The following is a 17,649-nucleotide window of genomic DNA, read 5'->3' as shown; positions in this document are numbered from 1 at the left end:
TAAGTGATGCAGAATAAAGCCCCTGATTTACTGATGCTTGTGATGAGATTAACTATCTTGTTAACCCTTACCGTGATTGTTCTCGGAGCTTATACACGCCTGTCTGATGCTGGCCTTGGCTGTCCTGACTGGCCGGGTTGTTACGGTAAGATCACCGTTCCGTCTGATGCCCAAGCGGTGAGTCAAGCCAATCTGCAATTTCCAGAGCGAGCTCTTGAAGCAGACAAAGCGTGGATAGAGATGATCCATCGCTACTTTGCAGGAACATTAGGGTTGCTTATCTTTGTCGTTGTAGCTTGGTGTATTAAAAAGAACATCACACCAGTTGGTCTTCCATTACTTATCTCTGCCACTGTGATTTTTCAGGCTTTGCTTGGAATGTGGACGGTGACTCTTAAGTTGATGCCCGTTGTGGTTATGGCGCATTTGATGGGGGGCTTCACGTTGCTGTCACTGTTGTGTCTGCTCTACTGCCGTTTGTCTCAATTCCAAAGCCGTTTTGGTGAGGCTTCTTATTCTCCAACACTTAAATTTTGGGCGTTGTTTGGGTTACTCATTGTGGTTGGGCAGATACTGCTTGGTGGTTGGACATCGTCAAACTATGCCGCTTTGGTGTGTACCCAATTGCCTATTTGTGAAGGTAACTGGATGAGCTACCTCGATTTCAAAAATGCGTTCGATTTTGCTCAACACGGACACGATAACTATGAGTTTGGTGTGTTGGAGTATCCCGCGAGGCTTACCATACATGTCATGCACAGGTTCGGGGCTATTGTGGCGACATTAACGGTGCTGATGGTCGTGTACCAGTTATGGAAGTTTGGCCAAGTGCCTCACCAAAAGCTGAGCATGATTGTCGCAATAGTGTTGTTTACTCAAATCAGCCTTGGGATCAGTAATGTATGGTTTCACCTGCCAATCTCAGTTGCGGTTTTGCATAACCTAGTCGCAGTAATGTTGCTCATCAGCATGGTTGTAACCAATTTTGTGGTGTGGCAACGCAAACCGAGTGAGAGCTTGGTGAAGAACAGTGTATTACAAGGAGGTAATCATGGTCAGTAGAACGTCAACACAGTATGAAGTGGTGGCTCAAGACGCAGCCTTAACTCATAAGATAACAGCCAATAATGACATAACTTTAAGTAACGAAAAGGCTGAAAAAAACAAAGCCACTTGGAAAGTTTATTTAACGCTGACTAAGCCTAAAGTGGTGGCTTTGATGTTGCTGACAGCATTGGTTGGGATGTGTTTGGCCGTGCCGAATGGATTGCCTTTGCAACAAACTTTGTTCGGAATGATTGGGATAGGGTTAATGGCAGGTTCAGCGGCTGCGTTTAACCATTTGATCGATAAAAAGATCGACGGCCAGATGACTCGAACAAATCGACGCCCTTTACCATCCGGTGAGCTGAGTAGTGTGCGTGTGTTTAGCTTTGCAGCAGGTATCGGCTTATTTGGGTTCGCTACGTTAGTGGTGTGGGTCAATCAACTCACGGCTTGGCTAACCTTTGCAAGTTTATTGGGCTATGCGGTCACCTATACCATGTACTTGAAGCGAGCGACGCCACAGAACATCGTAATTGCAGGGATAGCTGGCGCAATGCCACCGTTATTGGGCTGGACGGCAGTCACCAACGAGCTGCATTCAAATGCTTGGTTGTTGGTGATGATCATCTTTATTTGGACGCCTCCTCATTTCTGGGCGTTGGCAATTCATCGTCGTGATGAGTATGCCAAAGTGAACATCCCCATGTTGCCTGTGACTCACGGAATCGAATACACCAAGACGTCTATTCTTCTGTATACCTTTTTGCTTAGCATCGTGTGTATATTGCCTGTATTGGTTGGCATGAGCAGCTGGATATATCTGAGCGCTTCATTGGTGCTCAACGGCGGGTTTGTTTATCACGCTTGGGTACTGAAATATCGTGATGAACCCAATATGGCCATGAAGACCTTTAAGTTCTCCATTTATCATCTCATGATCTTGTTTGTGGCTCTGTTGGCAGACCACTATCTACTTTGATAACCGCATTTCTGCTGTTGCTGAATAAGAAAACGGATGCTCTGGGCATCCGTTTTTGTTTGGTTGATGACTAAAACTCACCCAATACAAAGTAAGTATCTAGCGAGTACTTAGTCCACTTTGTTCCAAGCACTTTGCCAGTGTGAACCGACACCTGGTTCGTACTGAGTTGCTGTTGGAGCCCATTGAACACAGTAGCCAGAGTATGGGAACTCTTTACACTGATAAACGCCACCATCGCTGCTTAGAACCTTTGTTCCTGCTGTGTAAGACTCAATGCTTTCTGGGAACACGAAGTCGTAGTCGCCTGCTGGTGGCGGTGTTTGCTCGTCCATAAGATGAAAATCAAGCGTGTTCTGATCCACTAAGTTACCTTGGTCATCTTTCGTCACAACCACAAGCATGTGGTGGCCAGCTTCAGACTTAGAAAGAGTCAGTTGAACATCTTCAACTTGTCCGTCTGTTAGGTCCGATTTCTGAGAGGCAAGTGCTTCACGGTGATGGTTGTACACGGTAAGCTCAGCTTGGATATCGCCTGTTGCCGCTAACGTAAGATCAAGCTGAGTAGGTTGGCTCTCATCGATAATGTACTCTGATTCTAAGCCCGAGACTTCAAGATCATGCTCGGGTTCTGGAGTATCAATCTTGTAGCCGATTTCGACACTGTTAAAGCCAGAGCCTGCTTTTAGATAAACAGGATTCGTGCCGTAAACGGGTGCGAAATCGCCTTGGTCATTCAATTGACCTGCTTTGATTTGCGTCTGCTCTTGGTTGATCTTAGAAGCAAGCGCGTAAGACCAGTTATTGGCTTTGCCTTGTTCAGAAGTTTCAATCACAAGCTCAGTGCTGTATGAAGCGTTCTCACCAGACTGGTCGAATACACGCGTATAAACAGCGTCACCAACATTCAGGTCTTGTGTCGGGTTGATTTGACCACCTTGATCCCAATCAGGAATGATAGGGCCGTCACCATCAAATTTCACGTCGATAACGTTGTAGAAAGCCGCTGCAGTGTCACCTACATCCCATACGGCAAGGATCACTTGATAACCTTCACGCTCTGGCACATTACACAAGTGACTGACTTGCATCGGTGGCTGTTCCATATTGCCTTCAACAACACAGAATGGCGTTAAGTCAAAAGAGCTGCGAGCCAACGGCTGGTTTGGATTCCAGTCGGGTTGAGTAATGTAATATTTCCAATCGCGAGTCTTGTGGTTAGCTGTGAATGTCCACTCGAAGTATTGAGAACCAGACTTGATAGGGCGTTTAACCCAGCGGTCTGCCTTTTGTTCGTCTAGTGCTGCTGCTAAAGAAGATTGCGCACTGGCGATTCTCCCATCAGCAGGGCCAACTTCTGGGAAGCCTTCAGGGCCTTCTACACTTTGTGGTTCGTATTGGATACCACCACAGTTGGTGTTTTTCTCTTGCGTATCACTCGCAGGGAACTTACATAGGGCAACACGGCTCTCAGCTACGCCATTGTTGTATGCCGAGACATAACCGTGACCGAAGCTTGCACCGCTTACGCTAAGAAGCGATAGCGCGATGAGTGATTTTTTTTGGAGTTGTTTCATTATTTGTCCTTACTGTATTTGGCCGACAAAAAAGAGAACACCCCGGCATGCATTTACACTTAAATTCTATTAAGTGGCGGCCCCGCTATCATAGACAGAATATTTGTCGACAGACCGGTGGCTTTGCGTCTTGTTCTTTCAAATAGTTTGCCAGAAGTGCGTTTGAGCAATCGAAATGTAGCCAACCACTTTTATAAATGCGAATCAATCGATTGAAATGTGGAATGCCAATCTCGAACTTTTAATTCTTGATACAAATTAACTTGCTATATGTTTAGTTCGTTAACGTATAAATTATTGATATAAATAAAGAAAGCATTTGCTCTAATCGTTTTAGTGAATGACTTTGGGTTGTTTCGCTTCGCTCTGTACAACAATTGTGCACATATCAAAACCAAACCTTTGGTTTCCACTAACCGAACCCTGACACGCCATGTATGAAAAACCGGACAATTGATTGGTATGAGTTATATAAAGGAGCCGGTATGGAATTCACAGAACTAGACAGAGACGCGTTGTATCAAACGTGGATGTCACAAAAATCGAGAATGCGAATTACGCAGATGGAGTTTTCAAAAAAGCTAGGCATGAACCAGCTTGATTTCTCAAGAGTGCTAAGAGGGGAGACGCCATTAACCATGTCTTTCATTAGTCATTTTTGTCGTTTACTTCATTTGGAACCAAGGAATGTATTCCCCTCGCTAAAAGAGGGCAATGAATCGGGGCCTAAAGTGGTCTACCTGAAAAGTAGAATGAGTGTTGATGGTGAGATCCAAAATGCTTATATTGAAGGAAATCAGGTAATTGTAGAGTACGCACACACTGTTCAACATGATTAATTTTAGAGTTAGCTCTGATTTTTAACCCCCTTTTTCTACAACCTTTTCACATAGGGTATGTCATACTTAATTAGATTCCTTAATTTTGACTAAGTGCGTTATGAACCCTTTAAAAGTCCTTTTGCTTGTTGCAACCAGCATTTTCTTGCTTGGTTGTGCAGGCGGCCCAATTAGAACCGCTACTAAATTTACCAGCTACGAAGATTTTCAGGCTGGGCCTGACGGAGGCGTCGACTTGGTTTGGGCAAGGGTTGGGCTACGTGACGCGCAGCGTTTGAAATCCAAGTTAGATGACTACGATTCTGTAGTGATCGACCAAATTTTTGTTTTAACAGAAGAAGGTTCGTTGGATCAGGAAGAGATTCAGGAACTCACTGAGCACATGGTTGCGCGCTTGGAAGATAAAATATCGCCTCATAAAACGATTGTCGATGAACCGACAGGAAAAACGCTCCGCTTGAGTATCGCTCTGAGTAACGTTGAAACGCCCAATCCGATCTTAGCTGTAACGAGCAGCGTTCTGCCGTTTGGCCTTGCGATGTCAACCATATCTAAGGTCACGACTGGTGAGCACACCAATGTTGGGAGTGCGAGTGTAGAGTTATTGGTCAGTGATGCTCAAGAGGGCACACCACTGTTTGCAGCCATCGACCGTGAAGCGGGTAACAAAGATTTTTCAACCATGATTGATTCGCTGGATGATGCCAAAGACGCGATCAACTATTGGGTTGAACGTTTAGGTGATACTCTACACAACATAGATGACGCATAGTAAAGACCGAATAATGCTAGAGAAAGAGAACCTGATTAAGTTGGCTCGAATGCAGATGCCATTTGGAAAGTACGCGGGTCGTACACTGATTGACTTACCTGAAGAATATTTGCTGTGGTTTGATAAAAAGGGATTCCCGTCTGGTGAACTCGGCGATTTATTGAAACTGTGCCTTGCTCTGAAAATTGAAGGGCTTGATAGTGTCGTCAAGCCATTGAAAAGAATGTAATTAAATAAAAGCTCACGCTGATCACGTGAGCTTTTTTGTTTTTGAGTTCGACACAATTTTACATGCATGATGTAGCTTGAAGAATGGCTCTTCTTACCTTGCTATAAAATACGCAATCGATAGTGTGTAAATAATGGTATACAGGGTGTTTTAAATATAAAACACAAAAAAAATTGCGTTTATTTTTAATTAGTGATTGAAACTAGAGTTTTTACTAGTTAAGTTACAGGGAACAAGAAGATTAGTGCTGATAGAAAGTGACGTGAGACAACGTACATTCAGCTCAAGGATAGAAAAAAGGAAGAAGTAAGCAATGTTCCAGACTGATGATGTAAGAATTAACAAAGTAAAAGAGTTATTACCCCCTGTTGCTGTTTTAGAAAAGTTTCCAGCGACAGAAGTTGCTTCTTCTACAACCTTTGAAAGCCGCAAAGCGATCCACAATATTTTAGAAGAGAGCGATGATCGCTTGCTTGTTATTGTCGGCCCATGTTCTATTCATGACACAGAAGCTGCTCTTGAGTACGGTAAACGTTTGAAAGTGTTGCGCGACGAACTTGGTGATAACCTTGAAATCGTAATGCGTGTTTACTTTGAAAAACCACGTACAACTGTTGGTTGGAAAGGTCTAATAAATGACCCGTACATGAACGATACGTTCAAGCTAAATGATGGCCTTCGTCTAGGACGTAAGCTACTGCTGGACCTAACTGACATGGGCATGCCAACGGCAAGCGAATTCCTAGACATGATCACGCCTCAATACGTTGCTGACCTAATCAGCTGGGGTGCAATCGGCGCACGTACTACAGAATCTCAAGTTCACCGCGAACTGGCTTCTGGCTTATCTTGCCCAGTTGGATTTAAGAATGGTACTGATGGCAACATCAAGATTGCAACAGATGCTATTCGCTCTGCTAGCGCTTCTCACCACTTCTTATCAGTAACTAAGTACGGTCACTCAGCTATCGTTGAAACAGCAGGTAACCCTGATTGTCATATCATCCTACGTGGTGGCAAAGAGCCAAATTACAGCGCAGAACACGTTGGTAAGATTAAAGAAGAGCTAGCAGCTTCTGGTCTTCCACAAAAAGTGATGATCGATTTCAGCCACGCAAACAGCTCTAAGCAGTTTAAGCGTCAAATGAACGTATCTGACGACGTAAGCGCACAAATTTCTGGTGGCGACAAAGCTATCTTTGGTGTGATGATTGAATCTCATCTTGTTGAAGGTCGCCAAGACCTGGTTGAGGGCAAAGCTGCAACGTACGGCCAATCTGTTACTGATGCGTGTATTGGTTGGGAAGACACTGAAACAGTACTTCGCCAGCTGGCAGACGCTGTTGAAGCTCGTCGTAACAAATAGACTAATTACAGTCAGCGATTAAGCTACTGAAAATTCAAAGCCCTTAGTTAGCAACAGCTAATAAGGGCTTTTTTGTGGATCTTAGTTGAAAACTGGAAGTGTCTGTATTCTTAAATGAGAAAAGACAGTAACTCGTCGACTTTAAGTGACAGTAAAGCTTTATCTTGTTTGGTTTCAACGTTAAGGCGTATTAATGGCTCGGTATTGGACTTTCTTAAGTTGAAGCGCCATGAGTCCATATTCATGCTGATTCCGTCTGTGTGATCGATCTCAACGGCATTATCTTGGTAGTGCGATAACACGCAAGCCATGACCTGCTCTGGGTCTGAGACTCTTCGATTGATCTCCCCGGAAGAGGGGAATCTATCTATACTAGTACTCGTTAATTGGTGAAGAGATTGTTGAGTTTTCGACATCAGCTCGATAACCAATAGCCAAGGAATCATGCCTGAATCGCAATATCCAAAATCACGAAAATAATGGTGTGCGCTCATTTCGCCCCCATAGACGGCATTCGTTTCACGCATCTTCTCTTTGATCAGTGCGTGTCCTGCTTTAATTCCAATCGCTTTTCCACCATGCGTTTTTGCGATTTCAATTGTGTTCCAGGTCATGCGCATATCGTGCAATACAGTCGTGTTAGGCTGTTTGACCAAGAATGCTTCAGCAAGCAACCCTACAATGTAATAACCCTCGATGTAATTGCCTTGCTCATCAAAGAAAAAGCATCGGTCGAAGTCTCCATCCCAAGCAATTCCAAGGTTGGCAGAATGCTCTAAAACGGCATCTCGAGTGGCTGCTTGGTTCTCTCTAATCAAAGGGTTTGGAATACCATTTGGGAAGTTTCCATCAGGGTTATGATGAACTTTGATGAAGGTGATAGGGACACCGAGTTCGTTAAATTTATTATCTAAAGCATCAATGATATGTCCTGCAACACCGTTCCCAGCATTAACCACAATCTTCATCGGTGACAGCTTTGATGGGGTTATGTACGAGAGTAGGTGCTCAACGTACGGAGCAAGAATACTGTTCGATCTACTAGAGTTACTTGGTTGTGCATGAACGAACGGTAAATTGCAGTTCAGCTCTTGATGAAGTTCTTCAATGCGTCGTTTGATTTCATCTAAACCACTGTTTTTACTGATAGGGCTAGCGTCTACACCGACCATTTTCATGCCGTTGTAATTGATTGGGTTGTGGCTGGCTGTGATTTGTATTCCGCCAATCGCTTTTAGGTAACGAGTCGCAAAGTAGACCTCTTCAGTGCCAGTCATACCTAGATCAATGACGGTAATCCCTGACTCGATTAAGCCTTTGGTCATGGCTTCTTGTAATGACTGGGAGGTTTTGCGGTTATCACGACCAATCACTACCTGCGCCAAACCATCGAGTGAGGTTTCAGGCTTAGCGGATAGGACGTATTCGCCAAATGCCTTACCGAGCAGGTAGGCGAGTGGCTCATTGATTTGTTTACCAATGACGCCGCGGATATCGTTGTTCTTAAAGCAGTTTAGGTCTAATGTTGGTTTCATCGATTTGTCGCTGCTTTATTTCGTTTGGTTGTGCTTTGATGAGTGGACTTGTCGCTTGCGCACGTCTCGCCCATAACTGTCTTGATATCGAATGATGTCGCCTTCACTTAAATGACTGCCTGTTTGTACTTCAATCATCTCGAGTGGGAGATCCCCTGGGTTCTCTAGGCTGTGAATATGACCTAAAGGGATGTAAGTGGATTGATCTTCTTCAACCAGATAGGTTTTCTCATTGTTGGTCACTTTCGCAGTACCCGCCACGACTACCCAATGTTCCGCTCTATGGTGGTGCATTTGTAACGACAACTTGTGACCGGGTTTAACGGTGATACGTTTAACTTTGTCGCGCTTGCCTAGGTCGATAACATCGTATTTACCCCAAGGTCTAAACACCTCACGATGATGCACATGTTCTGTGCGACCCGCTTGATTTAGTTGACTGACAATCGATTTAACACCCTGAACCTTGTCTTTATTTGCAACCAATATAGCGTCTTTGGTTTCGACAATAATCAGGTTGTCGACACCTACCGTCGCAACCAGCTTATTTTCAGCATGGATGTAGTTGTGTTGAGAGTCGACGGTTAACACATCACCTTCAATGACGTTATTGTGCTGATCTTTTTCGCTTACATCCCAGATCGCGGACCATGAGCCAATATCGTTCCAGCCGACATCCATCGGGATCACCGCGGCGTGCGAGGTCTTTTCCATCACGGCGTAATCGATTGAATCACTTGGACTGCTTTTGAATGCTTCAGCGTCTATACGGATAAAGTCGAGGTCGGTATTTTGCGTTGCAAGAGCGAGTTTACAAGCCGCTACTATCTCAGGGTGGTGTTCGGCGAGTTCTTCAACATAGCGTGATGCCTTAAACATGAACATGCCACTGTTCCATAAGTATTGTTCTGAGCGGATGTACTCTTCTGCTGTTGCTGTGTCTGGCTTTTCTACAAAGCATTCTATGGCGAAGGCGTGATTGATTGGCTGCTCTGTTCCATTAGTATCAGTTTGAGCACTGGAGGAAAGAGGCTCTCCCTGCTTGATATAGCCATAGCCAGTCTCTGGGGAGCTAGGTGTTATACCGAATGTCACCAGCTTGCCTTGTTTTGCATAATCAACACCACGACTAATCGCTTGTTGGAATTCAGAGGTTTTCGCGATGTGATGATCAGCAGCCAGCACTAACAAGATAGGGTCGGATGCGCTTTGTTCATTAAGCGGTGGTTTACTTAAAGCCTTTAGGGCGGCAAGCGCAATGGCTGGGGCTGTATTTCTACCGACTGGCTCTAGCAGAATACCACTATGTTGAATGTTAGCTGATCGAGCTTGTTCAGCGGCAATAAAGCGATGCTCTTCATTACAGATAATGAATGGGGCATCACATTTACTATCCATCAAGTGCTCTTCAAGGCCTTGCAGGCGTTGAAGTGTGTGCTGAAGCATTGACTGGTCGCCGGCAATATTGAGAAATTGCTTAGGGTAAAGCTCGCGAGACAGTGGCCAGAGACGACTTCCGGAGCCGCCGGCTAGAATGACAGGTAAAATCATAGCGTGGTAATTAGGTGCATTAGAATACTGCCAGCATATTACCACGCTTCACGCTTATTACTTATCGATAACCAAGAAGGATATGACTATCGATGACCTTCCGTAGGGGAGTTCAACATGTCTTTGGGATCGCTAATATTCTGATTATCACCTAGGCTTTGAACGCTGTTATGATCTTGAACATTAGAAAAGTCTTGAGGGTCAATCTTGAGTGTCTGTGTTGGGAACGCGATGTCTGCATTGTGTTTATGAATAATCGCCAGAACCTGTAACAGAACGTCTTGCTTCACTTTGTGGTACCTGATCCAGTTGACTGTTTTTGTGAAGGTATAGATAAAGAAGTTGAGCGTTGATGGCCCAAATTTGTCAAAGTTAACGATCAACGTCTGTTTGGCATCAATATCAGGGTGGGTCTCGAGCATGGTTCTTACATCATCAACAATGAGCGCCAATTTGTCTGCATCTTGATAACGAAGACCAAAGGTTTCATTGATTCTACGATTCAACATTCTCGATGGATTCTCTACCACAATACTACTGAACACCGAATTTGGCACGTACAAAGGACGCTTATCAAAAGTGCGGATGATCGTCATGCGCCAACCAATGCGTTCGACAGTGCCTTCGATTTGACGATCGGGAGAACGTATCCAATCACCGACTTTAAAAGGGCGGTCGAAGTAAATCATCATGCCACCGAAGAAATTCGACAGTAGATCTTTTGCAGCTAAACCGACAATTAAACCACCAACACCACCAAAGGTGAGTAAGCCGGAAAGACTGAGCCCAAATGCCTGCATAATGGTTAGGCCGCCCATCACCATAAAGAACAGGCGAGCGACTTTCGCAATTGCCTGTACTGTGGTTTCGTCTCTGTTTTTTTGCTCTAAGACATAGGCTTCTGTGTTAGTGATCATTCGTAAGGTAAACCAAACGAAGGTACAGATAATTAATATGTGCTTAAGTGTTTTTAACCAGTTGATTTCATTGCCAAACTGGTCTTGAAGGATGAGCCCGACAGATACTGTAGCAGGCCAACACCAAAGTAACGTGCTGACAGGGGTTTTTAGTGCTTCTAGCAGTAGATCGTCCCAGTGGAATGGGGTTTTCTGAACCAGAATTTCTAAGCGATTATGGATAATTCGCCAAGCTACCCAAGCGAGAAAACTCGCCATAGTGATGAATAGGACGCTGTTTGCCCAATCACTATGGCTCTGGTTGATGTAGGTTTGTACTTGGGTTATGAATTCATTCATTGTGTGTGCTGCCGCAGAAATTATGAATTGGAAATTAGCAGAAACTCGAGTTGTTCTCTACCTTTATAAATCAAGCGATTATGACAATAGTATAACCTTATTCTTGCAGAACTAACTTTTTTTGAGATAGAAACTAATGTAGGTTTGGCTATCCCGTGTAATTAAAATTTCTAAACAGGATTTCAAATGAGCGACAAACAATATGCAGTTATCGGTTTAGGGCGATTTGGTCTGTCTGTTTGCAAAGAGCTACAAAGTTCAGGGGCACAGGTACTGGCCGTCGATATTGATGAAGAGCGAGTGAAAGAAGCAGCGGCTTTTGTTTCACAAGCGATTGTTGCGAACTGCACGAGCGAAGAGACGGTGAAAGAGTTAAGACTCGATGATTACGATATGGTGATGGTATCGATAGGCTCTGACGTTAACTCAAGCATTCTAACGACTTTGGTGGTGAAAGAATCTGGAGCAAAAGCAGTCTGGGTTAAGGCGAATGATAAGTTCCACGGCAAGATCCTCTCTAAGATTGGTGCTGACCATATCATCATGCCCGAGCGCGATATGGGTATTCGTGTTGCTCGTAAGATGCTGGACAGACGCGTTCTCGAATTTATCGACCTTGGCAGTGGCTTAGCGATGACGGAGATTGTTATTGGTTCTAAACTGTTGGGTAAGAAACTTGGCGATCTTAAGCTGTGTAAAGAAAATGGTGTTGAGGTACTTGGCTTCAAGCGAGGGCCGAACCTCACTAAAGCACCAGAATTGGATGTGAGTTTAGAAATTGGGGATGTGGTGATCATCGCTGGGCCGAAAGAGACCTTATCTAGAAAGCTACGCAATTGGTAATTGGCAATAAGGTAACAGTATGAATTCGTTAAAACGAAAAGGTACTTTCTACACGCTTAAGAGTGATAAAAAGCCACGTAAAGGCTCTGAACCTAAGATTATCCTTACGAGCTTCTTAGGCGTACTTATCCCCTCTGCAATATTGTTGACGATGCCTGTATTTTCTGTGACAGGCCTAAGTTTTACGGATGCACTGTTTACAGCAACCTCGGCGATCAGTGTGACAGGATTAGGTGTTGTCGATACCGGTGAGCATTTCACCTTGGCGGGTAAAATCTTACTGATGTTCTTGATGCAAGTCGGCGGGTTAGGGCAGATGACTCTATCTGCGGTACTGCTTTACATGTTCGGTGTTAGGTTAAGCCTTAAACAACAAGCACTCGCGAAAGAAGCGCTTGGCCAAGATCGTAAGATTAACCTTCGTAAATTGGTTAAGAAGATTATCATCTTTGCATTAGTGGCTGAATTTATCGGTTTTGTATTGCTCTGCTTCCGCTGGGTACCTGAGATGGGATGGTCAACGGGCAGTTTTTATGCTCTATTTCATGCGATATCTGCATTCAATAACGCAGGTTTTGCACTGTTTTCAGACAGTATGATGAGTTTTGTTGATGATCCGCTGGTGATCTTCACCTTAGCTGGCTTGTTTATTTTCGGTGGGCTAGGCTTCACAGTCGTCGGCGACCTATCGAGTAACTGGCGTAAAGGTTTTCGACATCTTCATTTACACACCAAGATTATGCTAACCGCCACTCCGACTCTATTGTTGGTAGGTACGGTATTGTTCTGGCTGCTAGAAAGAAATAACTCAGCAACCATGGAAGGGTTATCGACTCAAGGACAGTGGCTAGCCGCATTTTTTCAGTCGGCAAGTGCTCGTACTGCTGGCTTTAATAGTGTGGATTTGTCTCAGTACACACAGCCTGCGTTGCTGGTAATGATTGTACTGATGTTGATTGGTGCAGGTTCTACCTCAACAGGTGGTGGTATTAAGGTTTCGACCTTTGCAGTAGCCTTTGTCGCAACGTGGACCTTCCTCCGTCAGAAAAAGCACGTGGTGATGTTTAAGCGCACTGTGACTTGGCAAGCGGTAACAAAGTCATTGGCCATTATTGTGGTAAGTGGGGCGTTATTAACCACCGCGATGTTTTTGTTAATGCTTACTGAAAAGGCAGCGTTTGATCGAGTCATGTTTGAGGTGATTTCTGCCTTTGCAACGGTTGGTTTAACAGCTGGCTTAACCGCAAACCTGACTGAGCCAGGTAAATACATCATGATTGTGGTTATGGTGATTGGACGTATCGGCCCCCTGACCTTGGCTTATATGCTAGCTCGCCCAGAACCTTCCTTGTTGAAATACCCTGAAGACACGGTGTTAACGGGTTAATTAGGTCCACGGGCTGATAAATAAAGCTCTGTAAATAAAAACAAAGCTAGCGATATGCTGGCTTTGTTGTCATAGGCTGATCGTTAATTGCTGAATGCCTATCCCTCAAACATCTCAACGTATTCCTCATAGCCTTCTTCTGCTAATTTATCCGCAGGGATAAAGCGCATTGCGGCTGAGTTCATGCAGTAACGTAACCCTGTTGGTTTTGGACCATCTTTGAATACATGCCCCAGGTGGGAATCGCCAAACTTACTTCGAACCTCTGTTCTTGGGTAAAGCAGTTTGTAGTCAGTAGTTGTGACGACATAAGCCTCGCTGATTGGCTGTGTAAAGCTCGGCCAACCTGTACCTGACTTGTATTTGTCTTTGGAAGAGAACAATGGCTCCCCAGTCACGATATCAACGTAAATACCTTCTTGCTTGTTATCCCAGTATTTGTTGTCAAATGGGCGCTCAGTAGCGTCTTCTTGCGTTACATCGTATTGAAGTGCTGTAAGCTTCGCTTTGATCTCTGCATCAGACGGTTTTACGTATGTTTTAGCATTCGCTGTCGCATTCTTACTGTCGATGATCTGACGTAGTGTTTTAGGGTTGTCCTTTCTATCATCACCGAAGATTTTATCTAAATACTGATCACGACCTGAAGCGTAACGATAGTAGTTATAACGAACCTTACTCTTCTTGTAATAATCTTGGTGGTAATCTTCTGCTGGCCAGAACTTCTCAAATTTTATCAGTTCTGTTTTTAGTGGTGCACCAAAGATATTAGCTTTGTCGATCTCCATCATGAAGTTCTGAGCAACATCTTTTTGTGCTTGGTTATGATAGAAAATAGCCGGTCGATAATGACGGCCTCGGTCTACAAAAGAGCCTTTGTCATCGGTTGGATCGATGTGTCTGAAGAATTGGTCAAGAACCTGTTCATAGCTAACAACATCAGGGTTGTAAGTCACGTTTATCACTTCGATGTGACCCGACTTGCCTGAGGATACTTGTTTGTAGGTTGGGTTTTCTAGTTCACCGCCAGAATACCCAGAGATAACGTCGGTGACGCCTGTCAGCTTTTCTAGGTCGGATTCTGTACACCAAAAACAACCACCAGCCAGTGTCGCGATTTCACTATTACCTGAATTAGCTGTTTTATCCATTGTATTGGCAGTGCCAGTCTGGCTTACAAACAGCGAAATCAGTGGTAGCGCAACCACGAGTGATACCAATATTTTAGATAATTTATTCATAGATACCTCATCTTGACGTTCTTCTCATTCGATTTTGAATGTACGAATAGAGACAGGTTTTAGATGGAAAAAATTGCATCATTCACAAAAAAATATGTCGCCGAGAAAATCTTGCTCATAAATGCCGCCAGTAGTAGGGTGTCAGTATTGATATCCAATAATAGACAGCGATGGCGGTTATCGTACATCTAAGGAACAACATGCAAGCAGAAGTTAAATGGGTCGAAGGCTTTAAATTCCTAGGTCAATCTCAATCTGGCCACTCTATTGTCATGGATGGCAGCGGTGGTGCAACGGCGCCAAGCCCGATGGAAATGGTTCTTATGGCCGCTGGTGGTTGTAGCTCTGTTGATGTGGTAGATGGATTGAAATCTGCTGGTCAAAGCATTACAGGCTGTAACGCGAAACTTGAAACTACACGTCGTGAAACCGCGCCAAAAATCTTTACTGCGATTAACATTCACTTTGAAGTTTCAGGTGACAACCTTGATCCTAAGTTGGTTGCAAAAGTATGCGCTGATTCATTGGAAAAGTACTGTTCAGTGTGCCTAATGCTAGGTGCAGGCGTAGAAATGACGCACAGCTGGGAAATCGTCTAGTCTTCTGGCTGTATAGCTTGGCTTTGAGTCGTTACTTTTCGGCTTATGAGCAAACATAGATAAAGAAAGGGAGGAGCACTTAGCAGTGCTCCTCCCTTGTTATTAAGGAAGTCGTTATTACGTTAGAATACGATTATTCCACTGTTTCAATGATAACTTCTTCAACTTGAACATCTTCTTGGTACTCGAAGCTTGGGATTGTTGCTTCCACACGACGGTTTTGAGCACGACCTTCAGCCGTATCGTTTGATGCGATTGGGTTTTCTTCCCCTTCACCAGAAGCGGTAATGCGATCAGCTTCAATACCTTGCTCTTCGATGTATGCTGCTACTGCTGCCGCACGTTTCTTAGATATCATCATGTTGTACTCAGCTGCACCTGTTGAATCTGTGTGACCAACAATGTTAACGGTAGACTGAGGGTATGTTTGTAAGACTTCCACAATTGGCTGTATAGCGGCTTTACCTTCGTCTGAAAGTTCTGTGCTGTTAGTCGCAAATGTACCTTGAGAGAAACTCTCAGTTTGCGCTTTGGTAACCACTACCTCCGCTTCCTCTTCAACGACCACAGCTTCTGGCTCTGTGATTGGTTCAGAAGGTGCTTGAGTTACAGCCGCCGCAGAAGCTGATGCGGTTGTATTACCCGTGCCGAAATTGTAGCTAAGACCTACTGTGACAAGGTTGGAGTTTAGGTCTTGGATGATCTTATCGTCAAAATCATCGAAGTATTGGTATTCCACTCTCAGCGCCCAATCGTCTGAAAGCTGTTTCTCGGCACCGATACCTAAGGCTAAAACAACGTCGTCTTCGTCATCGTGCATGATGTAAGCAGGACCTGCTTTAAAGAAGATATCAAACTCTTGTTTAATCGCTAGTCGATACATTGGGCTTAAAGAAATGGCTACGATAGAATCGCTGTATCTTTGAGTCGCTCCGTTGTTGTTAAAGCTGGTGTCATAATCACCTAAGTAATCTGCATTCAATTCTAGAGCAATGTTATCGGTAAAGTTGTAACCACCGTAAATACCGCCCGCCACTGAATCATCTTCACAATCAATGTTGTCGACACAAGCGCTATCTAGCCAACCCATGCCAACTTTTGCGCCTACGTATGTCGTTGCGGCAATTGATGGAGCAGCAGCGAAACCTGAAGCAGCTATCACAGCACACATGATTTTTGACAATTTTTTCATAATCTTATCCTTGGATTAACTCTTATTGTTATCTGAATGAGCCTTTAAAGCGACGACTTACTGATTGGGACACTGCAACAGTAGATCGTTCAAGGCGTAGATTCAGGTCGAACCTATCTTGGAACTGTTATTACATTGTTAGTACAGTTGCTTATTATGGTCAATGAAATTGTTAAAAATTATATATTTAAGGTGCTATTTACAGAGGTTTTTGTCAATTAATTGCTGTCTCAAATGTTGGAAACGAAGAAACCTCGTATCATTTTTAGGCGATACGAGGTTTCATTTTCATGTGTACGGAATGTTTGGTTGGGTAATCTAGGTGATTACCGTTATGGGCGCTCACCAGCTAACAAACGTTTTTCAATATCTGCAATGACACCTGGTAGGTCTGCAATGGTATCGATTAGGTAGTGTGGGTTTGATTTGTTTAGCTTAACGCTTGCTTTTTCACGTGCAGCTGCAAGTGTTGTCTCGTCTGCATCTAAATATTCTTGATACGTTAAGCCTGCTTCGTTCCCCGATAATACAAGTCCAACTGTCCACATGCCTGCGTTGTGACCCTCATCGATCCCCGGTGCTGCGTCGTCTACTTTTACACACGCAGCAACGCTAGTTACACCTAGATCGATTACGTTTTTCAGTGCCATAAATGGAGCAGGGCGACCACCTTGAGGTAAGTCATCGGTCGCTACCACGTTATCTGGTCGGTAACCGTAATCTGCAGCAGCAGGAATTAAAACATCCATCACTTCACGTGGGTAACCTGAACAAGACCCGATCTTCACGTTCTTCTCTTTTAGGTTATTGACCACTTCTATCGCATTCAAAATAGGTGCTGCGTGATCGGCTACTTTCGCTTTTTGAAGAGGCATGAATGCCGCGTAGATCGCGTCAACGTCTTCACTTGTCATGGAGCGTCCGAACTGAGCCTTCCAACGAGCGTCAACAGCTGGAATTCGACCCACTGCTTGGATGTGGTCCCATTTGCCGATCCCCATAGGTTCACGCGCTTCAGCTAAGTCGATGTCAAAGTCGAAACCTTGTTTGAATGCTTCAACGAAGATGCTAGTTGGAGCAAACGACCCAAAATCAACGATAGTGCCGGCCCAGTCAAAGATAACCGCTTGGATAGGTGATGTCGTGTTCATAATAGTGTCCTATTTTTGTGTCACTCCCAGTTCAAAGTTCTGGGAAACAAATGGTTGTTTAAGGTTATTGGTTTAAATGTTGATT

The 17,649-nt window shown here is 44.2% G+C and carries 16 protein-coding genes and 1 riboswitch; of the genes, 9 read left to right on the top strand and 7 right to left on the bottom strand.

Annotated elements, in window-relative coordinates; genetic code table 11:
* The first annotated feature begins 6 nt into the window (after positions 1-6).
* Together AB4623_RS04320 and cyoE are read left to right on the top strand one after the other, a co-directional pair.
* Entirely contained in the window at positions 7-1,062 is a 1,056-nt protein-coding gene (locus AB4623_RS04320) for a heme A synthase (protein WP_136982410.1), read from the top strand.
* A complete protein-coding gene (gene cyoE, locus AB4623_RS04315) occupies positions 1,052-2,026 on the top strand; it encodes a heme o synthase (RefSeq protein WP_372145828.1) in 975 nt (324 codons plus the stop codon). The genes AB4623_RS04320 and cyoE overlap by 11 nt, the downstream gene beginning before the upstream one ends.
* A 110-nt stretch (positions 2,027-2,136) precedes the next feature.
* Here the strand turns inward: cyoE and gbpA are convergent, their stop codons facing one another.
* On the bottom strand, positions 2,137-3,603 hold the full coding sequence (gbpA, locus tag AB4623_RS04310) for an N-acetylglucosamine-binding protein GbpA (protein ID WP_102332020.1): 1,467 nt from the start codon (positions 3,601-3,603) through the stop codon (positions 2,137-2,139).
* A 72-nt stretch (positions 3,604-3,675) separates the two neighbouring features.
* Positions 3,676-3,765: riboswitch (cyclic di-GMP riboswitch) on the bottom strand.
* A 323-nt stretch (positions 3,766-4,088) separates the two neighbouring features.
* Between gbpA and AB4623_RS04305 the strand changes: the two genes are divergently transcribed.
* The 4 genes from AB4623_RS04305 to aroG all read left to right on the top strand — a co-directional run bounded on the left by AB4623_RS04305 (position 4,089) and on the right by aroG (position 6,809).
* On the top strand, positions 4,089-4,442 hold the full coding sequence (locus AB4623_RS04305) for a hypothetical protein (protein ID WP_017061749.1): 354 nt from the start codon (positions 4,089-4,091) through the stop codon (positions 4,440-4,442).
* A 100-nt stretch (positions 4,443-4,542) separates the two neighbouring features.
* The gene (locus AB4623_RS04300; protein ID WP_372098249.1) at positions 4,543-5,214 is read left to right on the top strand and encodes a DUF3313 domain-containing protein; all 672 of its coding nucleotides are present in this window, start codon (positions 4,543-4,545) and stop codon (positions 5,212-5,214) included.
* Positions 5,215-5,227: 13 nt separating this feature from the next.
* Positions 5,228-5,443, top strand: a complete 216-nt coding sequence (locus AB4623_RS04295; RefSeq protein ID WP_004730103.1) for a DUF3820 family protein — start codon at positions 5,228-5,230, stop codon at positions 5,441-5,443.
* A gap of 313 nt (positions 5,444-5,756) precedes the next feature.
* Positions 5,757-6,809, top strand: a complete 1,053-nt coding sequence (aroG, locus tag AB4623_RS04290; protein ID WP_017061746.1) for a 3-deoxy-7-phosphoheptulonate synthase AroG — start codon at positions 5,757-5,759, stop codon at positions 6,807-6,809.
* 110 nt (positions 6,810-6,919) lie between these two features.
* Here the strand turns inward: aroG and AB4623_RS04285 are convergent, their stop codons facing one another.
* The 3 genes from AB4623_RS04285 to AB4623_RS04275 form a co-directional block, all read right to left on the bottom strand.
* Positions 6,920-8,344 (bottom strand): phosphomannomutase CpsG, encoded by a 1,425-nt coding sequence (locus AB4623_RS04285; protein WP_372145826.1) that lies wholly within the window; start codon positions 8,342-8,344, stop codon positions 6,920-6,922.
* Positions 8,345-8,359: 15 nt separating this feature from the next.
* Complete coding sequence (locus tag AB4623_RS04280) at positions 8,360-9,895, bottom strand: mannose-1-phosphate guanylyltransferase/mannose-6-phosphate isomerase (RefSeq protein WP_372145834.1); 1,536 nt, start codon at positions 9,893-9,895, stop codon at positions 8,360-8,362.
* 86 nt (positions 9,896-9,981) lie between these two features.
* The gene (locus AB4623_RS04275) at positions 9,982-11,151 is read right to left on the bottom strand and encodes a mechanosensitive ion channel family protein (protein WP_017064827.1); all 1,170 of its coding nucleotides are present in this window, start codon (positions 11,149-11,151) and stop codon (positions 9,982-9,984) included.
* Between the two features lie 186 nt (positions 11,152-11,337).
* On the opposite strand from AB4623_RS04275, the gene AB4623_RS04270 reads away from it, so the two are divergent.
* Both AB4623_RS04270 and AB4623_RS04265 read left to right on the top strand, forming a co-directional pair.
* Positions 11,338-11,994 carry a TrkA family potassium uptake protein gene (locus AB4623_RS04270; RefSeq protein ID WP_019820412.1) on the top strand — a complete coding sequence of 219 codons (657 nt, stop codon included), beginning with the start codon at positions 11,338-11,340 and terminating at the stop codon, positions 11,992-11,994.
* Between the two features lie 19 nt (positions 11,995-12,013).
* A complete protein-coding gene (locus tag AB4623_RS04265) occupies positions 12,014-13,381 on the top strand; it encodes a TrkH family potassium uptake protein (protein ID WP_017065604.1) in 1,368 nt (455 codons plus the stop codon).
* Between the two features lie 98 nt (positions 13,382-13,479).
* Here AB4623_RS04265 and msrB read toward each other — a convergent pair whose 3' ends face one another.
* Entirely contained in the window at positions 13,480-14,622 is a 1,143-nt protein-coding gene (gene msrB / locus AB4623_RS04260; protein WP_017061740.1) for a peptide-methionine (R)-S-oxide reductase MsrB, read from the bottom strand.
* A gap of 200 nt (positions 14,623-14,822) precedes the next feature.
* Between msrB and AB4623_RS04255 the strand changes: the two genes are divergently transcribed.
* Positions 14,823-15,221: an OsmC family protein gene (locus AB4623_RS04255; protein ID WP_371720962.1), complete on the top strand. Its 399-nt coding sequence runs from the start codon at positions 14,823-14,825 to the stop codon at positions 15,219-15,221.
* A 133-nt stretch (positions 15,222-15,354) separates the two neighbouring features.
* Here the strand turns inward: AB4623_RS04255 and AB4623_RS04250 are convergent, their stop codons facing one another.
* Entirely contained in the window at positions 15,355-16,413 is a 1,059-nt protein-coding gene (locus AB4623_RS04250; RefSeq protein WP_372145824.1) for an OmpA family protein, read from the bottom strand.
* Between the two features lie 332 nt (positions 16,414-16,745).
* Complete coding sequence (gene phnX, locus AB4623_RS04245) at positions 16,746-17,564, bottom strand: phosphonoacetaldehyde hydrolase (RefSeq protein ID WP_050649212.1); 819 nt, start codon at positions 17,562-17,564, stop codon at positions 16,746-16,748.
* Positions 17,565-17,649 lie beyond the last annotated feature (85 nt).

Source organism: Vibrio sp. 10N.222.52.C12 (genome assembly GCF_041474215.1).
Classification (GTDB): domain Bacteria; phylum Pseudomonadota; class Gammaproteobacteria; order Enterobacterales; family Vibrionaceae; genus Vibrio; species Vibrio crassostreae_C.
Note: the sequence above shows the minus strand (reverse complement) of the source record. Positions and strands in the feature narration are given on the sequence as shown.

What these genes read in the sequence shown, in the direction of transcription:
- AB4623_RS04320 (WP_136982410.1), top strand. Translation starts at nt 7, where the DNA reads ATGCAGAATAAAGCCCCTGATTTACTGATGCTTGTGATGAGATTAACT.
- cyoE (WP_372145828.1), top strand. Translation starts at nt 1,052, where the DNA reads ATGGTCAGTAGAACGTCAACACAGTATGAAGTGGTGGCTCAAGACGCA.
- gbpA (WP_102332020.1), bottom strand. Translation starts at nt 3,603, where the DNA reads ATGAAACAACTCCAAAAAAAATCACTCATCGCGCTATCGCTTCTTAGC.
- AB4623_RS04305 (WP_017061749.1), top strand. Translation starts at nt 4,089, where the DNA reads ATGGAATTCACAGAACTAGACAGAGACGCGTTGTATCAAACGTGGATG.
- AB4623_RS04300 (WP_372098249.1), top strand. Translation starts at nt 4,543, where the DNA reads ATGAACCCTTTAAAAGTCCTTTTGCTTGTTGCAACCAGCATTTTCTTG.
- AB4623_RS04295 (WP_004730103.1), top strand. Translation starts at nt 5,228, where the DNA reads ATGCTAGAGAAAGAGAACCTGATTAAGTTGGCTCGAATGCAGATGCCA.
- aroG (WP_017061746.1), top strand. Translation starts at nt 5,757, where the DNA reads ATGTTCCAGACTGATGATGTAAGAATTAACAAAGTAAAAGAGTTATTA.
- AB4623_RS04285 (WP_372145826.1), bottom strand. Translation starts at nt 8,344, where the DNA reads ATGAAACCAACATTAGACCTAAACTGCTTTAAGAACAACGATATCCGC.
- AB4623_RS04280 (WP_372145834.1), bottom strand. Translation starts at nt 9,895, where the DNA reads ATGATTTTACCTGTCATTCTAGCCGGCGGCTCCGGAAGTCGTCTCTGG.
- AB4623_RS04275 (WP_017064827.1), bottom strand. Translation starts at nt 11,151, where the DNA reads ATGAATGAATTCATAACCCAAGTACAAACCTACATCAACCAGAGCCAT.
- AB4623_RS04270 (WP_019820412.1), top strand. Translation starts at nt 11,338, where the DNA reads ATGAGCGACAAACAATATGCAGTTATCGGTTTAGGGCGATTTGGTCTG.
- AB4623_RS04265 (WP_017065604.1), top strand. Translation starts at nt 12,014, where the DNA reads ATGAATTCGTTAAAACGAAAAGGTACTTTCTACACGCTTAAGAGTGAT.
- msrB (WP_017061740.1), bottom strand. Translation starts at nt 14,622, where the DNA reads ATGAATAAATTATCTAAAATATTGGTATCACTCGTGGTTGCGCTACCA.
- AB4623_RS04255 (WP_371720962.1), top strand. Translation starts at nt 14,823, where the DNA reads ATGCAAGCAGAAGTTAAATGGGTCGAAGGCTTTAAATTCCTAGGTCAA.
- AB4623_RS04250 (WP_372145824.1), bottom strand. Translation starts at nt 16,413, where the DNA reads ATGAAAAAATTGTCAAAAATCATGTGTGCTGTGATAGCTGCTTCAGGT.
- phnX (WP_050649212.1), bottom strand. Translation starts at nt 17,564, where the DNA reads ATGAACACGACATCACCTATCCAAGCGGTTATCTTTGACTGGGCCGGC.